Annotated in this window: 18 protein-coding genes and 1 tRNA gene; 5 read left to right on the forward strand and 14 right to left on the reverse strand. The window is 64.8% G+C overall.

Annotation, left to right across the window (positions count from 1 at the left end; genetic code table 11):
• Positions 1–48: 48 nt before the first annotated feature.
• The 6 genes from mbfA to AAFG50_RS04890 all read right to left on the reverse strand — a co-directional run bounded on the left by mbfA (position 49) and on the right by AAFG50_RS04890 (position 5,868).
• On the reverse strand, positions 49–1,020 hold the full coding sequence (mbfA, locus tag AAFG50_RS04865) for an iron exporter MbfA (protein WP_011090619.1): 972 nt from the start codon (positions 1,018–1,020) through the stop codon (positions 49–51).
• An 87-nt stretch (positions 1,021–1,107) separates the two neighbouring features.
• On the reverse strand, positions 1,108–2,250 hold the full coding sequence (locus AAFG50_RS04870; protein ID WP_028173747.1) for an alpha/beta hydrolase: 1,143 nt from the start codon (positions 2,248–2,250) through the stop codon (positions 1,108–1,110).
• Positions 2,251–2,364: 114 nt separating this feature from the next.
• On the reverse strand, positions 2,365–3,234 hold the full coding sequence (locus AAFG50_RS04875; protein ID WP_028173748.1) for an MBL fold metallo-hydrolase: 870 nt from the start codon (positions 3,232–3,234) through the stop codon (positions 2,365–2,367).
• A gap of 16 nt (positions 3,235–3,250) precedes the next feature.
• Positions 3,251–3,862: a glutathione S-transferase family protein gene (locus AAFG50_RS04880; protein WP_028173749.1), complete on the reverse strand. Its 612-nt coding sequence runs from the start codon at positions 3,860–3,862 to the stop codon at positions 3,251–3,253.
• Positions 3,863–3,975: 113 nt separating this feature from the next.
• Positions 3,976–4,818 carry a fumarylacetoacetate hydrolase family protein gene (locus tag AAFG50_RS04885; protein WP_011090615.1) on the reverse strand — a complete coding sequence of 281 codons (843 nt, stop codon included), beginning with the start codon at positions 4,816–4,818 and terminating at the stop codon, positions 3,976–3,978.
• A 201-nt stretch (positions 4,819–5,019) separates the two neighbouring features.
• The gene (locus AAFG50_RS04890) at positions 5,020–5,868 is read right to left on the reverse strand and encodes an MBL fold metallo-hydrolase (RefSeq protein ID WP_028173750.1); all 849 of its coding nucleotides are present in this window, start codon (positions 5,866–5,868) and stop codon (positions 5,020–5,022) included.
• A gap of 254 nt (positions 5,869–6,122) precedes the next feature.
• Here AAFG50_RS04890 and AAFG50_RS04895 point away from each other — a divergent pair, with 254 nt between their 5' ends.
• Positions 6,123–6,599, forward strand: coding sequence for a DUF3775 domain-containing protein (locus AAFG50_RS04895; RefSeq protein WP_028173751.1), 477 nt, complete (start codon positions 6,123–6,125; stop codon positions 6,597–6,599).
• Between the two features lie 119 nt (positions 6,600–6,718).
• On the opposite strand, the gene AAFG50_RS04900 is transcribed toward AAFG50_RS04895, so the two are convergent.
• Together AAFG50_RS04900 and AAFG50_RS04905 are read right to left on the reverse strand one after the other, a co-directional pair.
• Positions 6,719–7,501: an SDR family oxidoreductase gene (locus AAFG50_RS04900; protein WP_028173752.1), complete on the reverse strand. Its 783-nt coding sequence runs from the start codon at positions 7,499–7,501 to the stop codon at positions 6,719–6,721.
• A gap of 128 nt (positions 7,502–7,629) precedes the next feature.
• Positions 7,630–8,142 (reverse strand): CvpA family protein, encoded by a 513-nt coding sequence (locus AAFG50_RS04905; RefSeq protein ID WP_011090611.1) that lies wholly within the window; start codon positions 8,140–8,142, stop codon positions 7,630–7,632.
• A gap of 121 nt (positions 8,143–8,263) precedes the next feature.
• Here AAFG50_RS04905 and AAFG50_RS04910 point away from each other — a divergent pair, with 121 nt between their 5' ends.
• Positions 8,264–9,025 (forward strand): SDR family oxidoreductase, encoded by a 762-nt coding sequence (locus tag AAFG50_RS04910; RefSeq protein WP_028173753.1) that lies wholly within the window; start codon positions 8,264–8,266, stop codon positions 9,023–9,025.
• Between the two features lie 78 nt (positions 9,026–9,103).
• Here the strand turns inward: AAFG50_RS04910 and AAFG50_RS04915 are convergent, their stop codons facing one another.
• Together AAFG50_RS04915 and AAFG50_RS04920 are read right to left on the reverse strand one after the other, a co-directional pair.
• The gene (locus AAFG50_RS04915; protein ID WP_028173754.1) at positions 9,104–10,702 is read right to left on the reverse strand and encodes a choline dehydrogenase; all 1,599 of its coding nucleotides are present in this window, start codon (positions 10,700–10,702) and stop codon (positions 9,104–9,106) included.
• A 96-nt stretch (positions 10,703–10,798) separates the two neighbouring features.
• The gene (locus AAFG50_RS04920) at positions 10,799–12,268 is read right to left on the reverse strand and encodes a coniferyl aldehyde dehydrogenase (protein WP_028173755.1); all 1,470 of its coding nucleotides are present in this window, start codon (positions 12,266–12,268) and stop codon (positions 10,799–10,801) included.
• Between the two features lie 311 nt (positions 12,269–12,579).
• Between AAFG50_RS04920 and AAFG50_RS04925 the strand changes: the two genes are divergently transcribed.
• Positions 12,580–12,656: transfer RNA gene (locus tag AAFG50_RS04925), tRNA-Met, on the forward strand.
• Between the two features lie 142 nt (positions 12,657–12,798).
• Here AAFG50_RS04925 and AAFG50_RS04930 read toward each other — a convergent pair.
• A complete protein-coding gene (locus AAFG50_RS04930; protein WP_162185895.1) occupies positions 12,799–13,131 on the reverse strand; it encodes a hypothetical protein in 333 nt (110 codons plus the stop codon).
• A 302-nt stretch (positions 13,132–13,433) separates the two neighbouring features.
• Here AAFG50_RS04930 and AAFG50_RS04935 point away from each other — a divergent pair, with 302 nt between their 5' ends.
• Positions 13,434–16,268 carry an autotransporter domain-containing protein gene (locus AAFG50_RS04935; protein WP_261340769.1) on the forward strand — a complete coding sequence of 945 codons (2,835 nt, stop codon included), beginning with the start codon at positions 13,434–13,436 and terminating at the stop codon, positions 16,266–16,268.
• A 9-nt stretch (positions 16,269–16,277) separates the two neighbouring features.
• Here AAFG50_RS04935 and AAFG50_RS04940 read toward each other — a convergent pair whose 3' ends face one another.
• Complete coding sequence (locus tag AAFG50_RS04940; protein WP_028173758.1) at positions 16,278–16,589, reverse strand: metalloregulator ArsR/SmtB family transcription factor; 312 nt, start codon at positions 16,587–16,589, stop codon at positions 16,278–16,280.
• Positions 16,590–16,684: 95 nt separating this feature from the next.
• On the opposite strand from AAFG50_RS04940, the gene AAFG50_RS04945 reads away from it, so the two are divergent.
• Positions 16,685–17,437: a glucose 1-dehydrogenase gene (locus tag AAFG50_RS04945; protein WP_028173759.1), complete on the forward strand. Its 753-nt coding sequence runs from the start codon at positions 16,685–16,687 to the stop codon at positions 17,435–17,437.
• 115 nt (positions 17,438–17,552) lie between these two features.
• On the opposite strand, the gene AAFG50_RS04950 is transcribed toward AAFG50_RS04945, so the two are convergent.
• Positions 17,553–18,590: a thermonuclease family protein gene (locus AAFG50_RS04950; protein ID WP_028173760.1), complete on the reverse strand. Its 1,038-nt coding sequence runs from the start codon at positions 18,588–18,590 to the stop codon at positions 17,553–17,555.
• A 235-nt stretch (positions 18,591–18,825) separates the two neighbouring features.
• Positions 18,826–19,320, reverse strand: a complete 495-nt coding sequence (locus AAFG50_RS04955; RefSeq protein WP_028173761.1) for a hypothetical protein — start codon at positions 19,318–19,320, stop codon at positions 18,826–18,828.
• Positions 19,321–19,468: the final 148 nt, after the last annotated feature.

Here is a 19,468-nt window from a genome sequence, read left to right on the forward strand (position 1 = left end):
TCGGTGTCATCGCCCGCTTCGCGGGCGATGACACCGAGATTGTGGCTACTACGCCGCTCCGATCAATATCCCCACCGCCAGCACGATGGCGCCGCCGAGCACGATCTGGAAAACGGCCTGGAGGAACGGCGTGTCCATGTAGCGCGAGCGGATGAAGGCGATTGCCCATAGCTCGAAGAACACGACGACTCCGGCGATCGCCGTCGCGATCCAGAACGCGTTGGCCCAGCTGTCGGGCACCAGATAGGGCGCGGTGTGGCCGAGCCCGCCGAGCGTCGTCATCAAGCCGCAGGTGAGACCGCGCAGCCATGGCGAGCCGCGCCCCGTGAGCGATCCGTCGTCGGACAGCGCTTCCGCAAATCCCATGCTGATGCCGGCGCCGATCGAGGCGGCGAGGCCGACAAGAAACGTCTGCCAGTTCTGGTGGGTGGCGAACGCGGCGGCAAACAGCGGTGCCAGCGTCGAGACCGATCCGTCCATCAGGCCGGCAAGGCCCGGCTGCACATATTGCAGCACGAACATGCGGCGGTTGGTGCGATCTTCCTCCGCGCGCACATCCGGGCTCAGGATCTGGTCCGAGAGCTTTGCGGCCATCTCTTCGTGGCCTTTCTCGGCTTCGGCGAGATCGCCGAGCAAACGGCGCACGCCGACATCCTGCGCCTGTTCGGCGGCCTTCACGTAAAAGCGCTCGGCCTGCAGTTCCATGGTCTCGACTTCCCTGCGGATGGTGTCGAGCGACAGGTTCTTGGTGAGCCAGACCGGGCGGCGACGCAGGAAGCCCTTGACGTCCTCGCGGCGGATGGGAGGCAGGTGCGGACCGAACCGCTGCTCGTACGTCTCCAGCAGCATGTGGCGATGTCCGCGCTCTTCCTCGGCCATCTGTTCGAAGATCTTGGCTGAGTCCGGGTAACGCTCTCTCAGATCTTCGGCGAAGGTCATGTAGATGCGGCTGTCCTCCTCCTCGGAGGAGATCGCGACCGCAAGCACCTCGCGCTCGGTCAGATCGGCAAAATTCTTCACGACGGCCCTGTCCCACTAGTTTAGAACGATTCTAAATTATATAGGCCGCCGTGGTTCCTGGGTCAAATCAGCCGGCGCGGGACTTAGTCAGGAAGTCTTGGCCAGGAAGTCGAGCAGCAACCGGCTCACCTCGGCCGGCTGCTCCTGCTGCACCCAATGGCCGGCGCCGTCGACGAGATGGCAGCCGAGCATCATGGTGCACGCGCTTTTCTGCATCGCCTCGAACACGCCTGGGCGCTGATAGGTGCCCCAATCCTGCCTGCCGGAGATGAAGCAGGAGGGCACGTCGATGCTGCGGCCGGAGAACAGCTGCATCTCGTCGTTGAGCATGCCCGACGTACCGTAGCGATACCATTGCAGCCCGCCCTGAAATCCGGTGCGGCCGTATTCGGCGCTGTAGTAGGCGAGGTCGCTGTCCGGCAGCCATTGGTTCGCGGCGATCGCGGCGGGCGAGGGCATCTCCTTCGCGACCGTCTCGGCCATGGTCTCGCCGGCGTCCATCACGTAATAGGTTGGCAGCTTTGCCAGTTCGTCTGCCGACCACGCCTTGAGCGGATAGGGTTTGTTGTCGGTCCAGTCCGCGCTCTTGTGATGATAATAGGCGCGCAGGAAATCGTGCACGCCCTGCGGCGCGTGCTGCATGTCCGCGTTGGCTTCGCGTGTCGCGTAGTACCATTGATAGTGCTTGCGCGGACGCGGCAGCGCGGCAAGCTCGCGATGAACGGGGTCTTCGACCGCAGGCTTTGCGGGACGGTCAACTGTGTTGAATGGCAGCGGCGGCGCTCCGCCGAATGGCGCGCTCATCAGCGTCACCGAACGAAACACGTCGGGCCGGATCAGCGCACACCATGCCGCGACTGGGCTGCCGAAATCATGCCCGGCGAGATCGACCTGCTTGTAGCCGAAGGCCGACACCAGGGAGAGCGCATCGCGCACAAGGTTGAGGAGCGAGAACGGCGCGAGATCGCCATCGTAGTCGGCAGTCCATCCCGTGGTGCGCCCGCAGCCGCGCTGGTCGGGGGCGATCACGTGATAACCGGCGGCGGCGAGCGCCGGCATCACCTTGCGCCAGGAGAAGGCCAGCTCGGGAAAGCCGTGCAGCAACAGGATGCAGGAGCGGCCCTTTGACTCGAAGCCGGCCTCCAGCACATGCATGCGCAAGCCGTTGATGCCGTCGACATAACGCGAGCGGATTCCGGCGGGCAGGGGGATGTCGGGGAGTGCTGTCATTGCTTTCTCCACACGGGTGGAATCGTAGGGTGGGAAAAGCGGAGCGTGCCCACCATAAGGAGTGGTGGGCACGGCGCGCGAAGCGCTCGCCTTTGCCCACCCTACGGCATCTCGCTAAACCGCCGCACACACGAACGCGTTGCCCTTGCGCCGGATCTTGCCCACCGACGGCGAAGGGAAGTGCGCCGTGCAGCACAGCGTCTCGGTGTCGCAATAGCGCTCCAGGAAGCTGCGGCGCGTCGTAGCCGCCTTCGCCGGGTCGACGTCGAACTTGATCGACAGCTCCGGATAGAGCGTCTGCAGCGGCGAATGCATGAGATCGCCGGAGAAAACCGCGTCGTCCTTGCCGCGGCCCACCGTGATTGCGATATGGCCCGGCGTGTGGCCGGGTGTCGGCAGGATCCGGACGTGATCGCCGATCTGGTGGTCGTTGCCGACGAGCTCGTGGCGCTGGGCCTCGACCACCGGCAGCACGCTGTCCACGAAAGGCGGGATCTCCGTCTTCGCGTTCTGAGCCGACCAATGGTCGAACTCCTGCCTGGCGAAGACGTAGCGCGCCTTGGGGAAGGTCGGCACCCAGCGGCCGTTTTCGAGCCGTGTGTTCCAGCCGACGTGGTCGACATGCAGATGCGTGCACATCACGAAGTCGATGTCGCCAGGCGAGAATCCGGCGGCGCCAAGTGCACCCAAGTACGTGTCGTCGGTCTTCATGTTCCATTTCGGCCGATTGGGGCGCGGCTTGTCATTGCCGATGCAGCTGTCGATCAAAATGGTGTGGTGCGGCGTCTTCACCACATAGGACTGGAAGCACAAGAGCAGCACATCGTTGTCGTCGAGTGCCTTGGCCTGCCGCATCCATGCCCGGTTCTCGGCCAGCACCTCGGGTGTCAGTCCCGGCAGCATCTCCAGCGCCGGGACGAACGAGGTTTCCTGCTCGATGACGCGATGGATGGTGAGATCGCCGACCGAGTATTTCAGGCTCATGGACACTCCTAGCGGGTTACGCCGCCGGCGGCACCGAGATCTTGACCGAGGGCCGCTCCAGCATCTTCTGATGGAACGCGTCGAGCTTCGGATAGGCCTTGCGCCAGCCGCAATCGGCGAAGCGGAAGTCGGCATAGCCGAGCACGCAGACGAGGCCGATCTGCGAAATGTCGAACGGGCCGTTCAGGACATCGGGCATGTTCTCGAAGCGCGCCATGCCGGTCCAGGCCCGGTTCCAGTGGTCGTCCGACCACGCCTGCCATTGCAGGCCTTGCGGCCGCACCATTCTCTCGTAGCGGCACAGCAGCATGGAATCGAGCATGCCGTTGATCAGGGAGTGATTGGTCTTGGCCTTCCATCGCCGCGGACCGTAATCCGGGATCAGGCTGCCGCCGGCCATCTCGTTGAGATATTCGACGATGACGTAGGAATCGAGGATGACGTCGCCGTCATTGGTGATCAGCACCGGCAGCTTCTTCAGCGGCGTGATGCGCGAATAGTCCTCATTGGCCTGCCCCGGGGCGACGGTTGCCGGCGTGAACTCGATCTTGTCGATCAGCCCAAGCTCGATCGCGGCGATGCGCACCTTGCGGGCGAAGGGCGAGGCGGCGGAGAAGGTGAGCTTCATTTTGGATCCTTGTTGTCATTCCGGGGCGATGCGAAGCATCGAACCCGGAATCTCGAGATTCCGGGTCTGGCGCTCTCGCGCCATCCCGGAATGACGAAGGAGGTGATTGCCGCTTACGCCGCCACGATCTCCTGCCGCTGCTCGCCGAGACCCTCGATGCCCAGCGTCACGACGTCGCCGACATTGAGGAAGGTCGGCGGCTTCATGCCGAGGCCGACGCCGGGCGGGGTGCCCGTGGTGATGATGTCGCCCGGCAGCAGCGTCATGAACTGCGAGACATAGGAGATGCACTTGGCCATGGAGAAGATCATGGTCTTGGTCGAGCCGGTCTGGCGGCGCTGGCCGTTGACGTCGAGCCACATCGACAGGTTCTGCACGTCCTTGATCTCGTCCTTGGTGGCGAGCCACGGGCCGACCGGGCCGAACGTGTCGTGCGACTTGCCCTTGGTCCACTGGCCGAGGCGCTCGGTCTGGAAGTTGCGCTCGGAGACGTCGTTGCAGACGCAATAGCCGGCGACGTAGTTCAGCGCATCGGCTTCGGAGACGTACTTGGCGCGGGTGCCGATGATGGCGGCGATCTCGACCTCCCAGTCGAGCTTGGTCGAGCCGCGCGGCTTCTCGACCGCGTCGTTCGGGCCGGACAGCGAGGTGTTCGCCTTCATGAAGATGATCGGCTCGGTCGGGATCGCGGCTCCCGTTTCCTTGGCGTGGTCGCTGTAGTTGAGGCCGATGGCGACGAATTTCGAGATGCCGGTGACGGGTGCGCCGAACCGCGGCTTGCCGGAAACGGCGGGCAGCGAGGCGGGGTCGAGCGCGGCGAGCTTCTTCAGGCTTTCCGGCGAATAGGCCTCGCCGGTCAGGTCCTTCACATGCGCCGACAGGTCGCGCAACTGGCCGGATTTGTCGATCAGGCCGGGCTTTTCCGCACCCTTTTCGCCGTAACGAACAAGCTTCATTCTCGTTTCTCCCTGGAGATGGACCGATCGGTTAAATAGCTTCATGGAACAGGGCGGCGGGAAATTCAACCGCTCAAAACGGGGCGCATTGCAGCCCCTCCTTTGTAGGGTGGGCAAAGGTGCGGAGCGCCGTGCCCACCAAATCTTTTCCTTGCCCGGGAGGGTGGACACGCCGCGCTGTGCCCACCCTACGATTGCGTCTCATCCCAGCGCCACGAACCTGAACGCGTCCCCATCCCGCCTGATGTGTCCGGCCGAGTAATGCCCGCCGATCACCAGCGTCGGGGTGTCGGCAAAGCGCGAGAACACCTTGTGCCGCGTTGCCGCCGATTGGGCGGGATCGGTATCGATGACCGAGCACCAGTCGAGATGCGACATCTGGCAGGGATGATGGGCAACGTCGCCGGTGAGCAGCCCCTGCTCACCGCCGGACTCGATCAGGACACTCATGTGACCGGGGCTGTGGCCGGGGGTCGGGATCACGCTGATCTCCTCGCAGAGCCGGTGATCGCCTGGGATCAGCTCGACCTGGCCGGCATCGACGACCGGCTTCACGGAATCGTTGAACACCGCGACCTTGTCCGGCTCGGCCGTATAATCGCGCCAATACTCGTATTCGGTCTCGCCGAACAGGTAGCGCGCCTTCGGGAAGGTCGGCACCCATTTGCCGTCGACCAGTTTCGTATTCCAGCCGACATGGTCGACATGAAGATGTGTGCACAGCACGGTGTCGATGCTGTCAGGGGGAAAGCCCGCCGCCGCCATGGTCTCCAGAAACGGCGTGCTGCGGTTGTTCCAGGCGGGGACGCCGCGGCCCTGCTTGTCGTTGCCGAGACCGGTGTCGACCACGATGCGGCGCGTCGGCGTCTCGACCACCAGCGAGTGGATCGACATTTTCAGTCGGCCCTCTTCGGTGGCGAAATGCGGGATCAGCCAGGGCAGCTTCTGGATTTCATCGTTGGTCGCGGCCGGCAGGATGAAGCGGGTCGAGCCGACTGTCTCCATCTCGACGAGTTTCGTGATCTTGACCTTGCCCACCTTCCACGACATCCGGCGCATCCCCATGTTCTTGCTTTGCGCCTCGCTGTCATTCCGGGGCGATGCGCAAGCATCGAACCCGCAATCTCGAGATCGTTGCGTGAGATTCCGGGTTCGCGACGACGTCGCGCCCCGGAATGACGAGAGAGAACGCTTTGGCGCCGAAACATGCGGGTTTCCGCCATGAAGCGCAATGGATCATCTGGTGGCGCGCCGCGTTATCGCCGGAACCCAGGAAAACCAGAGAAGAGCGAGAGGGGAAGACGATGCCAGAGCTTGCAATTTCCGCCGAGAAGGTCGCTTTCATCATCGAGAAGGCCCGCGAATTCGACGTCAAGGAAGCAGCATCCGATCCGGACTCGGGCTCGAACCCCTCCGACGATGACGGGATCGACGTTCTGGAGGACACGGCGTCCGATCCGGTCGCAAGCGAGTTGACCGGCTTCATCGGGGCGCTGAACGAGGACGAGCAGCTCGACCTCGTGACGCTGATGTGGATTGGCCGCGGCGACGGCTCCGTCGACGAGTGGGACGATCTGCGCGCCCGCGCCGCCGAGGCCCGCGCCGAATACAAGGCGCCCCGGCGTGAAGCTGTGCAATATCTGCTGGGCGAGCCGATGCTGGGCGATCTGTTGGCCGACGGTCTCGACGAACTCGGCATCGACTGGACCGATGAGCGCCTCACTGCCGATTCCTCCGGTCCCAGCGAACGGGACGAGGATGAGCCGACGAAACGGCGATGAGTAGCCGGGCTCGCAGTGAGCCGGAAATGATTGGGCTCTGACGCCTCCACATCATCATGCCCGGGGCAAGCCCGGGCATGATGGTCTTTCGTGGATTGCGCCGTCTCAGGCGCGATGGCTCACAGCGTGCCCGGGAACGCACCACCGTCGAGCAGGATGTTCTGCCCGGTGATGAAGCCGGCCTTGGCGCCGCAGAGAAAAGCGCAGGCATAGCCGAACTCGTCCGGCTGGCCGAAGCGGCCCGCCGGGTTGAGCTTGGCGCGCTCGGTCAGGATCTGCTCCGGCGTTGTGCCGCGCTTGTCGGCCTCGGCCTTGGCGGTGCCGGTCAGGCGGTCGGTCTCGAACGGGCCCGGCAGGAGGCCGTTGATGGTGACGTTGTTGATCACGGTCTTGCGCGACAGGCCGGCGATGAAGCCGGTGAGGCCGGCGCGCGCGCCGTTGGAGAGGCCGAGGATGTCGATCGGCGCCTTCACCGCGGCCGAGGTGATGTTGACGATGCGGCCGAACTTGCGCGCCATCATGCCGTCCACGGTCGCCTTGATCAGCTCGATCGGGGTCAGCATGTTGGCGTCGATCGCCTTGATCCAGTCATCGCGGGTCCAGTTGCGGAAATCGCCGGGCGGCGGGCCGCCGGCATTGTTGATCAGGATGTCCGGCTCGGGGCAGGCCTTCAGCACGGCCTCGCGGCCCGCCGGCGTCGTGATGTCGCCGACGATCTCGGTGACCGTGACGGCCGGATAGAGTTTGCGGATGTCGTCGGCGGTTTTCTTCAGGGCCTCGGCGCCGCGCGCGGTCAGCGTGACGTCAACGCCGGCTTCGGCCAGCGAGATGGCGCAGGCGCGGCCGAGGCCCTTGCTGGATGCGCAGACGATGGCGCGGCGACCTTTGATCCCAAGATCCACTGTTTCACTCCCGTAATGTCAGGCAGGTTTTGGACGGGCGGCACTCTAGCCAATCGTGGTGCCGCTGATAAGGGACGGGCTCGCACCAAAATGCATGAGCCTCCGCGCGGCGATGCAAATGCGCCTGATCAGATGTGCCGCTCCTGCTTGAGGCGGTCGATCGCGGCAGCGGCTTCCGGCGGCAGCGACTTGAAGCCCATCTGCCCGGCCGCCGAGAACAGCGGCCGCAGATGCGAGCCGGCCAGGAAGGGCGGCTGGCGGTTGGCCGGCACGATCTGGTCGAACACCAGCACCAGCGTGGTGGCGACGAGGCCGACCCTGATGGCGCCGAGCGCGGCGCCGCCAAGGCGGTCGCCGATCCCGGCCTCACGGACCGTGTCGTTCACCGCGAGGCGGCCGATATGTCCGAACAACATGCCGACGACGAGAAAGATGCCGAAGAACCAGATCCAGTTCTGGAGCAGCGGCGCGTTCGGATTGCTTGCGACCTGCGGCACGATCAGCGGCATCAGCGCGACCGCGATGGGCGCGGCGAGCAGATAGGCGAGGATGGTCATGGCGCTGCGCAGCAGGCCGGTCCTGAATCCGAAGCCGATGGCGATGGCGAGCGCCGCATAGACCGCGAGATCGAAACTGTTCATGAGCAGAGCCCTGCCTCGGTGGAACGAATGAACGCCGAACCGATCATTCTGGTTTCAGACCGCTAAAATCGTCTGTATTTTTGGCTCCGGAAGCTCAAGGGTTACGCCCAAGGAAATCGTCATGTCAGGCCTATTCGACGTCAGTAAAGAAACCATCCTCGTCACCGGCGCGAGCCAGGGGCTGGGGCGGCAGTTTGCCCGGCTGCTGGCGGCGCATGGCGCGGCCGTCGCGCTCGCGGCACGGCAAACGGACAAGTTGAAGAATCTGGAACAGGAGATCCGCGGCAACGGCGGCCGCGCCGCCGCCGTCGCGCTCGACGTCACCGACATCGCCTCGATCGCGAAGGCCGTCGATGCCACGGAAGCCGCGCTCGGTCCCGTCACGGTGCTGATCAACAATGCCGGCATCGCCATCGAGAAGCTGGCGACCGAGCAGACCGAGGCCGATTGGGACGCGGTGATCGGCGCCAATCTCAAGGGCGCCTATTTCCTCGCGACGGAAGTCGCGCGGCGCATGATCGCGCGCAAGCAGGAAGGCAACATCGTCAACATCGCCTCGGTGCTCGGCACCGGCGTCTTGAAAGCGGTGTCGCCCTACGCGATCTCCAAGGCCGGCATCATCCAGGCGACGAAGGCGATGGCGCTGGAGCTTGCGGGGCAGAACATCCGCATCAACGCGCTGGCGCCCGGCTATATCGACACCGAGATGAACCACGCCTTCTGGTCGACGCCGGCAGGCGAGCGCCTGGCAAAACGCATCCCCCAGCGCCGCGTCGGCGCCGAGTCCGATCTCGACGGCGCGATCCTGCTGCTGGCATCACAGGCGTCGCGTTACATGACGGGGAGCGTGGTGACGGTGGACGGCGGGTTCTTGTTGAATTGATTGCTTCCGTCGTCCCGGCCCCCATGCGCAATTGCGCATTAGGCCGGGACGACAGTGGAGAGTGACGCGACAGCGTCGCTAATTCGCCCGCATCTCCCCCCGGATCATATCCGCCGCCTTCTCGCCGATCATGATCGTCGGCGCATTGGTGTTACCGCCGATCAGCGTCGGCATGATCGAGGCATCGACGACGCGCAAGGACTCGACGCCGTGCACCTTCAATTGCGGATCGACAACTGCCATCGCGTCCGTGCCCATCTTGCAGGTGCCGACGGGGTGATAGACGGTGTCGACGCGATTGCGCAGGATGGCGCGGATGTCGTCGTCCGTCTTCACATCGGACGTGAACATATCCTTCTTCTGCAACGCGCGCATCGCCGGCGTCTCCATCAGCCGTCGCGTGGTCTTGAAGCCCGCGACCATCGTCTCGAGATCCTCCGCCTCGCCCAAAAAGTTCGGATCGATCATGGGGGCTGCGAGCGGATCGGCGCTCTTCAGCCAGACGCTGCCGCGGCTCTTCGGTCTGAGCAGGCAGACATGGCACGAGAAGCCCGCTTCCTTGTGCTTCTTGCGGCCGTGGTCGTCGAGCATCGCGATGATGAAGTGCAGTTGAATGTCCGGCACGTCGAGGTGAGCCTGCGTCTTCAGGAAGCCGCCACACTCGGCGAAATTGGTGGTCATCAGGCCGCGTCGCTCGCGGCGGTACCGCTGGATCGCGCGCAGCAGGGATGGCAGCCGGCCGAGTGACGCGTGAACGAAGTGCGGATAGTCGGAGGCGTAGACGAACACGAAATCCGGATGGTCCTGCAGATTGCGCCCGACGCCCGGCAAATGATGTACGACGCCGATGCCGTGCGCGGCAAGCGCATCGCCGTCGCCGACGCCCGACAGCATCAGCAACTGCGGCGACTGGAAGGCGCCGGAGGCGAGGATCACCTCGCGGCGGGCGCGCAGCTGCTTCAGCTCCTTGCCCTGCCGGTACTCGACGCCCACTGCGCGCCTACCTTCGAACAGGATGCGCGTGGCATGCGCTTGCGTCTCGACGCGCAGATTCGCCCGCTTGCCCATGTGGGGATCCACATAGGCGCGCGCCGCGCTCCAGCGCTCGCCACCGTGCTGCGTCACCTGGTAGCTGCCGAGCCCTTCATGGTCCTCTTCATTGAAGTCCTCGCGAATGCGGAACTGCGCCTCGCGCGCAGCCTGATGGAAGACGTCATGGATCGGATTGTCCGAGCGCAGCTTGTTGACATGCAGCGGGCCGCTCTTGCCATGATATTCGCCGTCGAAATCGGCGTTGTTCTCCGAGCGCTTGAAGTAGGGCAGCACATCCGCATACGACCAGCCGGCATTGCCGAGCGCGGCCCAGTGGTCGTAGTCCCATTTGTTGCCGCGGATGTAGACCATCGCGTTGATCGCCGAGGAACCGCCGAGGCCCTTGCCGCGCGGTTGATAGCCGATGCGGCCGTTCAATCCCTTCTGCGGCACAGTGTCGAACGCCCAGTTGGCCGCGCGGTATGGCAAAGCGAGCCCGAATGGCGTGGTGATCCGCCAACTGTCGTTCCGCCCGCCCGCATCGAGCAGCGCCACGGATGTCGCCGCATCCTCCGACAGCCGCCCCGCAACGGTGCAGCCGCCGGAGCCCGCGCCCACGACGACAAAATCGAATGTGTCAGTCAATGTTGTTTCTCCCCTTATCGTCATTCCGGGGCGCGCGTAGCGCGAACCCGGAATCTCGAGGTTCCGGGTTCGCTTCGCGCCCCGGAACGACTGCCCCTACGACATGAACCGCATCATCTTCTCCAGCCGCGCGATCTTGCCGCCATAGGGCGGGTAGAGATCGGCGAGGCGGTTGAATTTCGAGCGGTAGAACACCGGCTTCAGCTTGCTGAACGTGCGAAAACCCCATTCGCCGTGATAGGCGCCGGTGCCGGATGCGCCGACGCCGCCCATCGGCTGGTTCACCTGCGCGAAGTGGAACAGGCAGTCGTTGACGGTGACGCCGCCGGAGACGGTGCGCGACAGCACCGCGTCGCGCGCGTCGCGGTCCTTGCCGAACCAGTAGAGCGCAAGCGGCCGGTCGCGGCGGTTGACGAAGGCGATGGCATCGGCCGGCTCGCGATAGCCCAGCACCGGCAGCACCGGCCCAAATATCTCCTCCTGCATCACCGCCATGTCTTCGGTGGCGCCAAGGATCAGCGTCGGCGGGAATTTGCGGTGCGCCTTCCAGTTGGGATCGTCGGCCCTTGTCGGTTGCAGGATTTTTGCGCCGCGCTCTACGGCATCCGCGACGAGACCTTCGAGCCGCGCGTAGTGCCGGTCGGAGATGACGGAGGTGTAGTCCTTGTTCGCGGGATCGGTGCCGAACATGCGCCGCATCTGCGCGCGCAGCTTCTCGGCGAAGGCCTGCAGCGAGCGCTCCGGCACCAGCACGTAATCCGGCGCGATGCAGGTCTGCCCGGCATTGAGCAGCTTGCCGTAGGCGATGCGCTCGGCCGCCTCATCGAGATCGGCGGAGGCGTCGATGATAGCAGGCGACTTGCCGCCGAGTTCGAGCGTCACAGGCGTCAGATTGCGCCCCGCGGCCTCCGCGACCAGCCGTCCGACCCGGGTCGAGCCGGTGAACACCAGATGATCGAAGGGGAGCGACGCAAAGGCCTTGGCGATCTCGTCCTCGACGCCGGTGACGAGCAGCTCGGTCGCGTCGAACCTTGCGGCAACCGTCTCTTTCAGCAGGCCTGCGAAATGCGGGACGAGCTCGCTCGGCTTGATGATGACCAGGTTGCCGGCGGCAATCGCGCCGATCGCGGGCGCCAGCGTCAGCTGGAGCGGATAATTCCAGGGGGCGATGATGCCGACGACGCCGAGCGGCTGCGGGATCAGCCGGTTGCGCGCGGGCAGGAATTGCAGCGCAGTGGCGATTCGCTGCGGCGCCATCCAGCTCTTCAGGTGTTTTGTCGCATGGCGTATCTCGCTGTAGACCATCATGGTCTCGGCAATGGTGGTCTCGACCGCCGAGCGGTGGCCGAAATCGGCCGAGATCGCCTGGCGGAAGCGCTCTTCATTGTCGGCGACGACGGCGCGCAGCCGCGCCAGCCGGTCGAGCCGCTCGGCCAGGTCAGCGGCCGGCTCCGCCCGCGACCGCGCGACCATGGCGTGGAAGGCGTCGTCGAGGGCCCGCAGCGGGGCGCTCGCCGGGGATCGGTCCAAAGATCGGCCCAAGATCTGGTCCCGGATATGGTCCATGGCGTTGCTCCCTAAACTGGCGTTTCGCCCCTGGTTTTGTTGCGGCAAGCTGGCCCTTTGCGGAACTTCTGGCAAGGGCGCGGCTGGCGGGCCGGAATCCGGTCCATCCACCTGTCATAAAGTCGAAAAAAACGTCCTCGCAGCCCTTTCCAAAGGCAGCCCGGGTTGGTACATACCCCCCGCACCCGACGGGCTTTGCCCCGGGGTTGCCTTCCAAGGAAGCCTTTGGGACGGAAGAAGCAAGCCACGCGAACAGCGCCGGCCCTCATCCCCCGTCCCCGGCATTTTGACGAAGGCGCGCAACGGTTTAACGCGGGGTGGAGCAGCCCGGTAGCTCGTCAGGCTCATAACCTGAAGGTCATAGGTTCAAATCCTATCCCCGCAACCAAATTCGGACTTCACCGGTTCCGATACGAAAATGGCCCGCATCGCGCGGGCCATTTTTGTTTTGCCATTTTTGTTTTGCCATGGGCGCTTCAATCGTCCGAAAGGCCACGACGGCTGATCCGGATCGGCGGATGATCAGACCGTCAGATCGACGCCCGTCGTTCGGTGGTCTGGACGCTTCCGTCGCTGGCCTGACCGGAGCCGCTCGATGAGACCGGCGCACTGCCGGCGGATGACGTCGTGCCGGCATTCGCTCGCTTTGCCGATGAAGCGTCTTGCAAATACGCGTAGGCATTCGCGCCCGAGATATTCATTGTCCGATCCTCGTTCGTCTGCACGACGAGGAATTGCACGATCCGTACCAATCCTGCGCGCTGCGATTGTTGATTGATGGATCGAGACAAGTCCGACGCTTCGTCGCTCGCGAGGCCGCAGGCCCGATCAACCGCCGGACCATTTCTGCCGACTGTCGGCAATTCTTTCCGCTTCCCGTTGAGGCGAGCATCGACGGTTCGCGCGACTGTGCCGTCTCTGCATCACCGTCCGTCGGAATCCGCGCGTGAGACACACGGCACATCACGGCGGCGGGCGACCTGTTACGGATCTTCGCGCCGCCGGCCTGCACTGATCGCGGGCGGCCTCCTCCTTGATGTCGCAGATGATGATGAACAACAGGTCTTTGCCGCTTTCTCCCGATGAGATCGACCCGTCGCGCGACCGGCATCGCTCCGGTCCGCGCACGACGGCGCCTTCGCGATGCGCCGGCCTTGGATGGCTGTTGCGCAGGGCTCTGCTTGCGAGCGTCGGTGTTCTTGTCGGCCTTGCGGCGCAAATGATGCCGGCGCATGCGCAACTGGTCGGCGGCAACGGCGGCACTGGCGGCGCCTACTCCGACAGTGTCCCCGGAGCCGGCGGCGCCGGTGGTCTGGCGGGCGACGGGAATGCAGCGGGGAATGGCGCAAGCGGCGGTGGCCCGAACACTGCGGGAAGCGGTCCGTACGGGGGCGCAGCCGGAAACAGCGTTGCGCCAGGCGGAGGAACCGGGGGCGCGGGTTATTCAGGCGGCGGTGGCGGCGGCAGCGGCAGCGGAGGCGGGGGTGGACACCAGGCGGGCGTCAACGCCGGGGGCGGCGGCGGGGGTGGTGGCCGGGCCGCCACCGTCAGCGGCAACTACACCGCGGTGGTCAACCTGACCGGCGGAAATGGCGGAGCAGGCGGTCCTGGCCCCTACAACGGGTCGGCCGGCGGGGGCGGTGGCGGCGGCGATGGCTTGTACCTGTCCGGCGGCGATTTGCAGGTCAATGCCGGCGTCTTCATCAGGGGTGGTTCGGGCGGCGATGCAGGCACAACTTCCGCCGATGGCAATGGCGGCGCCGGTGGAGGTGGAAAGGGTGTCGTCGTCGGCACCACTGCAACCGTGACCAATGCCGGTTCGATCACGGGAGGAAGCGGCGGTTCTGGCGGCGGAAGCGCAATCGGTTCTGGGAGCGGCGGCGGCGGCGGCGATGGTCTTGTTCTCGCGGCCGGGGGCATCGTCATCAATACCGGCATGATTTCGGGAGGCACCGGTGGCCCCCAAGGTGATCCCAGGTATCCGACCTTTTTTCCGCCCGTCGCCGGCGGCGCGGGAATCAGCGGCGCCGGCCTCGTCGTGCAGAATGCGGGGATCATCAGCGGCGGGCTCGGAAATGCCGGCACGGGGGCCCGTGCCAACGCCATCACATTCACCGGCGGCGTCAACAGTCTGGAGCTTCAGGCCGGGTCGACCGTCACCGGCAACGTCATGGCCTTCAGCTCCGCTGACACGCTCCGGCTGGGCGGAGCCGCCAACAGCTCGTTCGACCTGTCGACGCTCGGCGACTCCGCCCAGTACCGCGGCTTCGGCAGCTTCGTGAAGACCGGCAGCAGCAACTGGACGCTGACGGGATCGAGTTCATTCACAGGCGCGGTCAGTGTCGATGCCGGCATTCTCTCCGTCAACGGCTCGCTCGCCTCGGCGTCGCTGACCACCGTCAACAGCGGCGGCACGCTCGGCGGCAACGGCACGGTCGGCAACACTACGATCAATGGCGGCGTGCTGGCGCCGGGCAATTCGATCGGCCTCCTGACCGTGAACGGCAATCTCGTCTTCACGGCGCCGTCGACTTACGTGGTCGAGGTTTCGCCCGCCAATGCCGATCGCGTCAACGTGACCGGCACCGCGACCCTGGGCGGGGCCACCGTCAGTGCCGTGTTCGCGGCCGGCAGCTACGTGGCGAAGCAATACACGATCGTCAATGCCGGCGGCGGGGTGACCGGCACGTTCGGCGCGCTGGTCGATACCAACCTGCCGGCCACCTTTCACACCAGCCTGAGCTATGATGCCAACAATGCCTATCTCGATCTGGCGCTGAACTTTTCCATTCCCGGCGGGCTCAACGTCAATCAGCAGAATGTCGGAAATGCGTTGTCGACTTTCTTCAACCTCACCGGCGGCATTCCCGCCGTGTACGGCACGCTGTCGCAAGCGGGCCTGACGCAGGCCTCCGGCGAAACCGCCACCGGGTCGCAGCAGACCACGTTCGACGCGATGACGCAGTTCATCGGCGTCCTCACCGATCCGTTCCTGGCCGGCCGGGGCGATGTCGGATCGTCGCCGGCCGGTGCGTCGCAATTCGCCGACGAGGATGGCTCCCGTGCCTACGCCTCCACCGGTCGCGGACGTTCCGCCGCGGAGCGCGACGCCTATGCCGCGCTCTCCCGCAAGGCCCCGGCGGCGTCCGACATCGTAATGCAACGCTGGGGCGTATGGGCCGCGGGCTATGGCGGTTCGCAGACCACCGACGGCAATGCCACGACGGGATCGAACACGGCGACCAGTCGCATCGCCGGCACGGCGGTCGGCGCCGATTATCGCTTTTCACCCGACACCGTCGCCGGCTTCGCGCTGGCCGGCGGCGGCACGAGCTTTGGCGTCGCCAACGGCGGCAGCGGCCGGTCGGATTTGTTTCAGGCCGGCGCCTTCCTTCGCCACGGCGTCGGCGCGGCCTACGTCTCCGCCGCGCTGGCGTATGGCTGGCAGGACATCACCACCACCCGCACCGTCACCATCGCCGGCAGCGATCAGTTGCGGGCCCGCTTCAACGCCAACGCCTATTCCGGCCGCGTCGAGGCCGGCTATCGCTTCGTGACGCCGTGGATGGGGCTCACGCCTTACGCCGCCGGCCAGTCGACCATCTTTGATCTGCCGGCCAATGCCGAACAGGTGCTCGCGGGCAGCAATGCCTTCGCCCTGAGTTACGGTTCGCGGAGCGTCACCGACACGCGCAGCGAGCTCGGTCTGCGCGCGGACAGGTCGTTTGCGCTGAGCGATGCCGTCCTGGTCTTGCGCGGCCGCGCCGCCTGGGCGCACGACTTCGATCCCGATCGCGCTATCGCGGCCACCTTCCAGGCGCTCCCGGGCGCATCATTCGTGGTCAACGGCGCGGCGCAGGCGCGCGACTCCGCGCTCGTCGCGGCCTCGGCCGAGGTGAAATGGCGCGGCGGCGTCTCGTTCGGCGCTTCCTTCGAGGGCGAGTTTTCGAACGTCACAAGCAGCTACGCCGGCAAGGGTATCATCCGCTATGCCTGGTAGTGGCGACACTCAGTCAGGAAAGCTCAGGATCATTTTCAACAGTTTTGGAAATCGCGCATTGATGTCCTCCTCGCGCACGACATTGCGGTGCTGGACACCTTGCTTTGACGTCCGGATCAGGCCGGCCTCCCGCAGAATGCGAAAATGGTTCGACAGGGTCGATTTCGCCATGTCAGGGCAAGGCGCCGCCTCGGTGCACGACATGCAAGCGTTCTGCGCGACCAGGCTTTTGACGATCCGCAGCCGCATGGGATCCGCGAGGGCTCCGAGCACTCCGGCCAGCGTAATCTCGTCCCGCGATGGGTGAACGAACTGCACCATGCCCAAAATATAGCATGCCCCTTGAACTCATTCAATAGTTCACTAGTATTGAACTATTGAATATCGGCATCCCGCCGAACAACGGAAGACATGCGATGACCAAGAGACTCGAAGGCAAAGTTGCGCTCGTGACCGGCGCATCCAAAGGCATTGGTGCCGAAATCTCCGCCCGGCTTGCAGCTGAGGGTGCGGCGGTTGCCGTCAATTACAGCTCCAGCAAGCAGGCCGCCGACCGCGTGGTCGCCGCCATCATCGCCAAGGGGGGCAAAGCCGTCGCGGTCCATGGCAACTTGGCCGATGCCAAGGACGTGAAGAGCGTCGTCGCGGAGACCGTGAAGGCGTTCGGTGCGATCGACATCCTCGTCAACAACGCGGGCATCTACGAGTTCGCCCCGCTCGAAGCCATCACGCCCGAGCATTTCCACAGGCATTTCGACCTCAATGTGCTTGGCCTGCTGCTGGTCTCGGGTGAAGCAGCGAAGCACTTCAACGCCAAGGGCGGAAGCATCATCAACATCAGCTCCGGCGTATCGACCATCGCGCCGGCGAACACCGCCGTTTACACTGCGACCAAAGCCTCGGTGGATGCGATCTCCTCCGTGCTGTCGAAGGAGCTCGCGCCGCGCAAGATTCGCGTCAACGCCGTCAATCCAGGCATGATCGCCACCGAAGGCGTCGTGTCGGCCGGCCTGCACGAGGGCGACATGCGCAACTGGATCGAATCCACCACCCCGCTTGGCCGCATCGGCAAGGTCGAGGAGATCGCTGCCGCGGTGGCCTTCTTCGCATCGGACGACGCGTCCTACGTCACCGGCGAGACACTTCACGTCACCGGCGGCCTTCGCTAACGAGCAGGTGCTCTGGCGGTCCGACGTCGCTGAAGGCCAAGTTCGGACTTCGCAGCTTTGGATGAGAAAATGGCCCGCGCGACGCGGGCCATTTTTGTTTGGCGACAGACAAGCGTCAGAAATGGAGGATGGGCTTGTTGTCCGCCCCGACCAGGCTCGACGGCGCCTCGCCGAACACCAGCCCTTCCGGCTGAAACTTGATCACCTTCCCGCCCTCGACGAACTCCGCAAAATTGCGCGGCGTCGCCGAGTGAACGCCGTTGGTCAGGAAGTCGTCGATCTCGTAGCAGGTGTCCGGCTTGCCGCCTGATCCTTCACCCAGGAATTTCTGGAAGGTCTGGCTGGTCACCTTCGCCTTCTTGCGCGCCGACCAGTTGGTCTGGCGGCGGTAGAGTTTTGGCAGGATCACCGGGCCCTTGTCGGTCGCGAGCACGTCGGTCTCGTTCTTCTTGGGCTCGCGCAGGTCGAAGTCGAAGGCCGGAACGGTTTTGGCGAGATGCTTCCAGACCGGCAGCTTCTTCGTCCGCGCGGCCTTGGCGAGCACGAGGAAGGCCTTGATCTCGTCGTCGTTCATCGAGGAGTAGAACGTCGGATAGGCAAAGCCCTGCTCGACCAGCCAGTGGTTGATGTCGACCGTCTGCTTCGCGACCGTCACCTCGATGTCGCCGACGAGCCGTCCATAGGTGTCGAACACCTCGTTCGGCGCATCGACACGGGTGAACACCCGGCAGGCCAGCGTCGCCCCGCCGGCACGGCTGAGGAAGTCATGCAGCGCCTTGCTCGACGTCGCGCCGAGGAATTGCCGGTAGGGGTGCGTGACCTCGTGATAGGCCTGCCGCTTGGCATCCGTCAGGCCCTTCTTCTCGGCGGGCGACAGCGGCGACGGCTGGTAATGCAGCTCCGGCGCGTCGATGCCCTGAAGGCGCACGGTCAGCTTGCCGTTCTTGATCGGTGCCGTGTTGGTCCGGCCCTTGACCTTGGCGTTGTCGAAGACATGGGTCGGCTGGAACGGCGAGGTGTCGTTCTTGCGGAAGCGGATCGCATCGGGCGCGACGTTCACCACGACCTTGGTGGTGTCGGCGTCAGACCTCCCCTCCGGCCAGAACTGGCTGACCTCGATCGTGCCTTCGACCTCCAGCAGTCCCACCGGCATCGGCCGCTCCTGTCAACGGACGCGACGGTTGCCTCAAGCAGGCGACTCACACGCGCACAGCTGGAGCGGATCATTTTCGTGCGACAGGCCCATGACGGGGCGGCAGCGAGACAGTGCGCCGCGGCCTTCGGGCCGAGCGGGCGGGGCATGATTGGTCCGTCGTGCAACGTATGCTGTGGCGACGACGGACCACCTTCGATTGGTGCGGAAGCCTCCGCGCTGCTCCCGCTCGGAATCAGGGTCGGTACGGACAGACCATCGTCAGGTGGAGCAACGTCGGCGCCTGGTCCTCACCATTGTCGTACTCCCACTCCAGCCGGATTTCGTGCCGGTCGGCATAGGCGTCGCTCGCCGCGTGGGTGATGATATTCGTCTTCATCGGGATCGGCGGCTCGGAATTGAAGCATTTCCGCACGCAGGCATCGAGCAGCGCGCATCGCGTCAGCGGGATCACGCCGGGCTCGTCCTTGGACAGCGGGACCGTATTCAGCTGCGTGGTGAGGTCGACGCGAGCCCGGCCCTTCTCCTTGTGCCAGTACGCCGCACTCCCGTCCGGCCATTTGTCCGCCGGCGTCAGGATCAGGTGGTACTGGCCGTACTCCAGGGTCGGCAGATGGATGTCCGGCGACGCCTTGAGGATGTCCACGCTCCTCTGCATGTTTTCCAGAGGGAAATAATTGTCGTTCATCAAATCTTTGAATGAAGCCCCGGTGTAAGTTCTCGACCCCATCGTCTTTTCCCTCAATATGTCCTTGGCTTTGCGAAAATACATACAGCTCCACGACGCCGGTTCGTTTTGCCAACCCGGCCTCGCCGATATATGCCCCATCTTTGCTGGGATTTGCGTACGCTACCACTCAGGACTGTGTTTCGTCCAG

Origin of the sequence: Bradyrhizobium sp. B039, assembly GCF_038965675.1 — a bacterium.
In the GTDB taxonomy this organism is placed as follows: domain Bacteria; phylum Pseudomonadota; class Alphaproteobacteria; order Rhizobiales; family Xanthobacteraceae; genus Bradyrhizobium; species Bradyrhizobium diazoefficiens.

What these genes read in the sequence shown, in the direction of transcription:
- AAFG50_RS04870 (WP_028173747.1), bottom strand. Translation starts at nt 2,250, where the DNA reads ATGACAGCACTCCCCGACATCCCCCTGCCCGCCGGAATCCGCTCGCGT.
- AAFG50_RS04875 (WP_028173748.1), bottom strand. Translation starts at nt 3,234, where the DNA reads ATGAGCCTGAAATACTCGGTCGGCGATCTCACCATCCATCGCGTCATC.
- AAFG50_RS04880 (WP_028173749.1), bottom strand. Translation starts at nt 3,862, where the DNA reads ATGAAGCTCACCTTCTCCGCCGCCTCGCCCTTCGCCCGCAAGGTGCGC.
- AAFG50_RS04885 (WP_011090615.1), bottom strand. Translation starts at nt 4,818, where the DNA reads ATGAAGCTTGTTCGTTACGGCGAAAAGGGTGCGGAAAAGCCCGGCCTG.
- AAFG50_RS04890 (WP_028173750.1), bottom strand. Translation starts at nt 5,868, where the DNA reads ATGTCGTGGAAGGTGGGCAAGGTCAAGATCACGAAACTCGTCGAGATG.
- AAFG50_RS04895 (WP_028173751.1), top strand. Translation starts at nt 6,123, where the DNA reads ATGCCAGAGCTTGCAATTTCCGCCGAGAAGGTCGCTTTCATCATCGAG.
- AAFG50_RS04905 (WP_011090611.1), bottom strand. Translation starts at nt 8,142, where the DNA reads ATGAACAGTTTCGATCTCGCGGTCTATGCGGCGCTCGCCATCGCCATC.
- AAFG50_RS04910 (WP_028173753.1), top strand. Translation starts at nt 8,264, where the DNA reads ATGTCAGGCCTATTCGACGTCAGTAAAGAAACCATCCTCGTCACCGGC.
- AAFG50_RS04920 (WP_028173755.1), bottom strand. Translation starts at nt 12,268, where the DNA reads ATGGACCATATCCGGGACCAGATCTTGGGCCGATCTTTGGACCGATCC.
- AAFG50_RS04940 (WP_028173758.1), bottom strand. Translation starts at nt 16,589, where the DNA reads ATGGTGCAGTTCGTTCACCCATCGCGGGACGAGATTACGCTGGCCGGA.
- AAFG50_RS04945 (WP_028173759.1), top strand. Translation starts at nt 16,685, where the DNA reads ATGACCAAGAGACTCGAAGGCAAAGTTGCGCTCGTGACCGGCGCATCC.
- AAFG50_RS04950 (WP_028173760.1), bottom strand. Translation starts at nt 18,590, where the DNA reads ATGCCGGTGGGACTGCTGGAGGTCGAAGGCACGATCGAGGTCAGCCAG.
- AAFG50_RS04955 (WP_028173761.1), bottom strand. Translation starts at nt 19,320, where the DNA reads ATGGGGTCGAGAACTTACACCGGGGCTTCATTCAAAGATTTGATGAAC.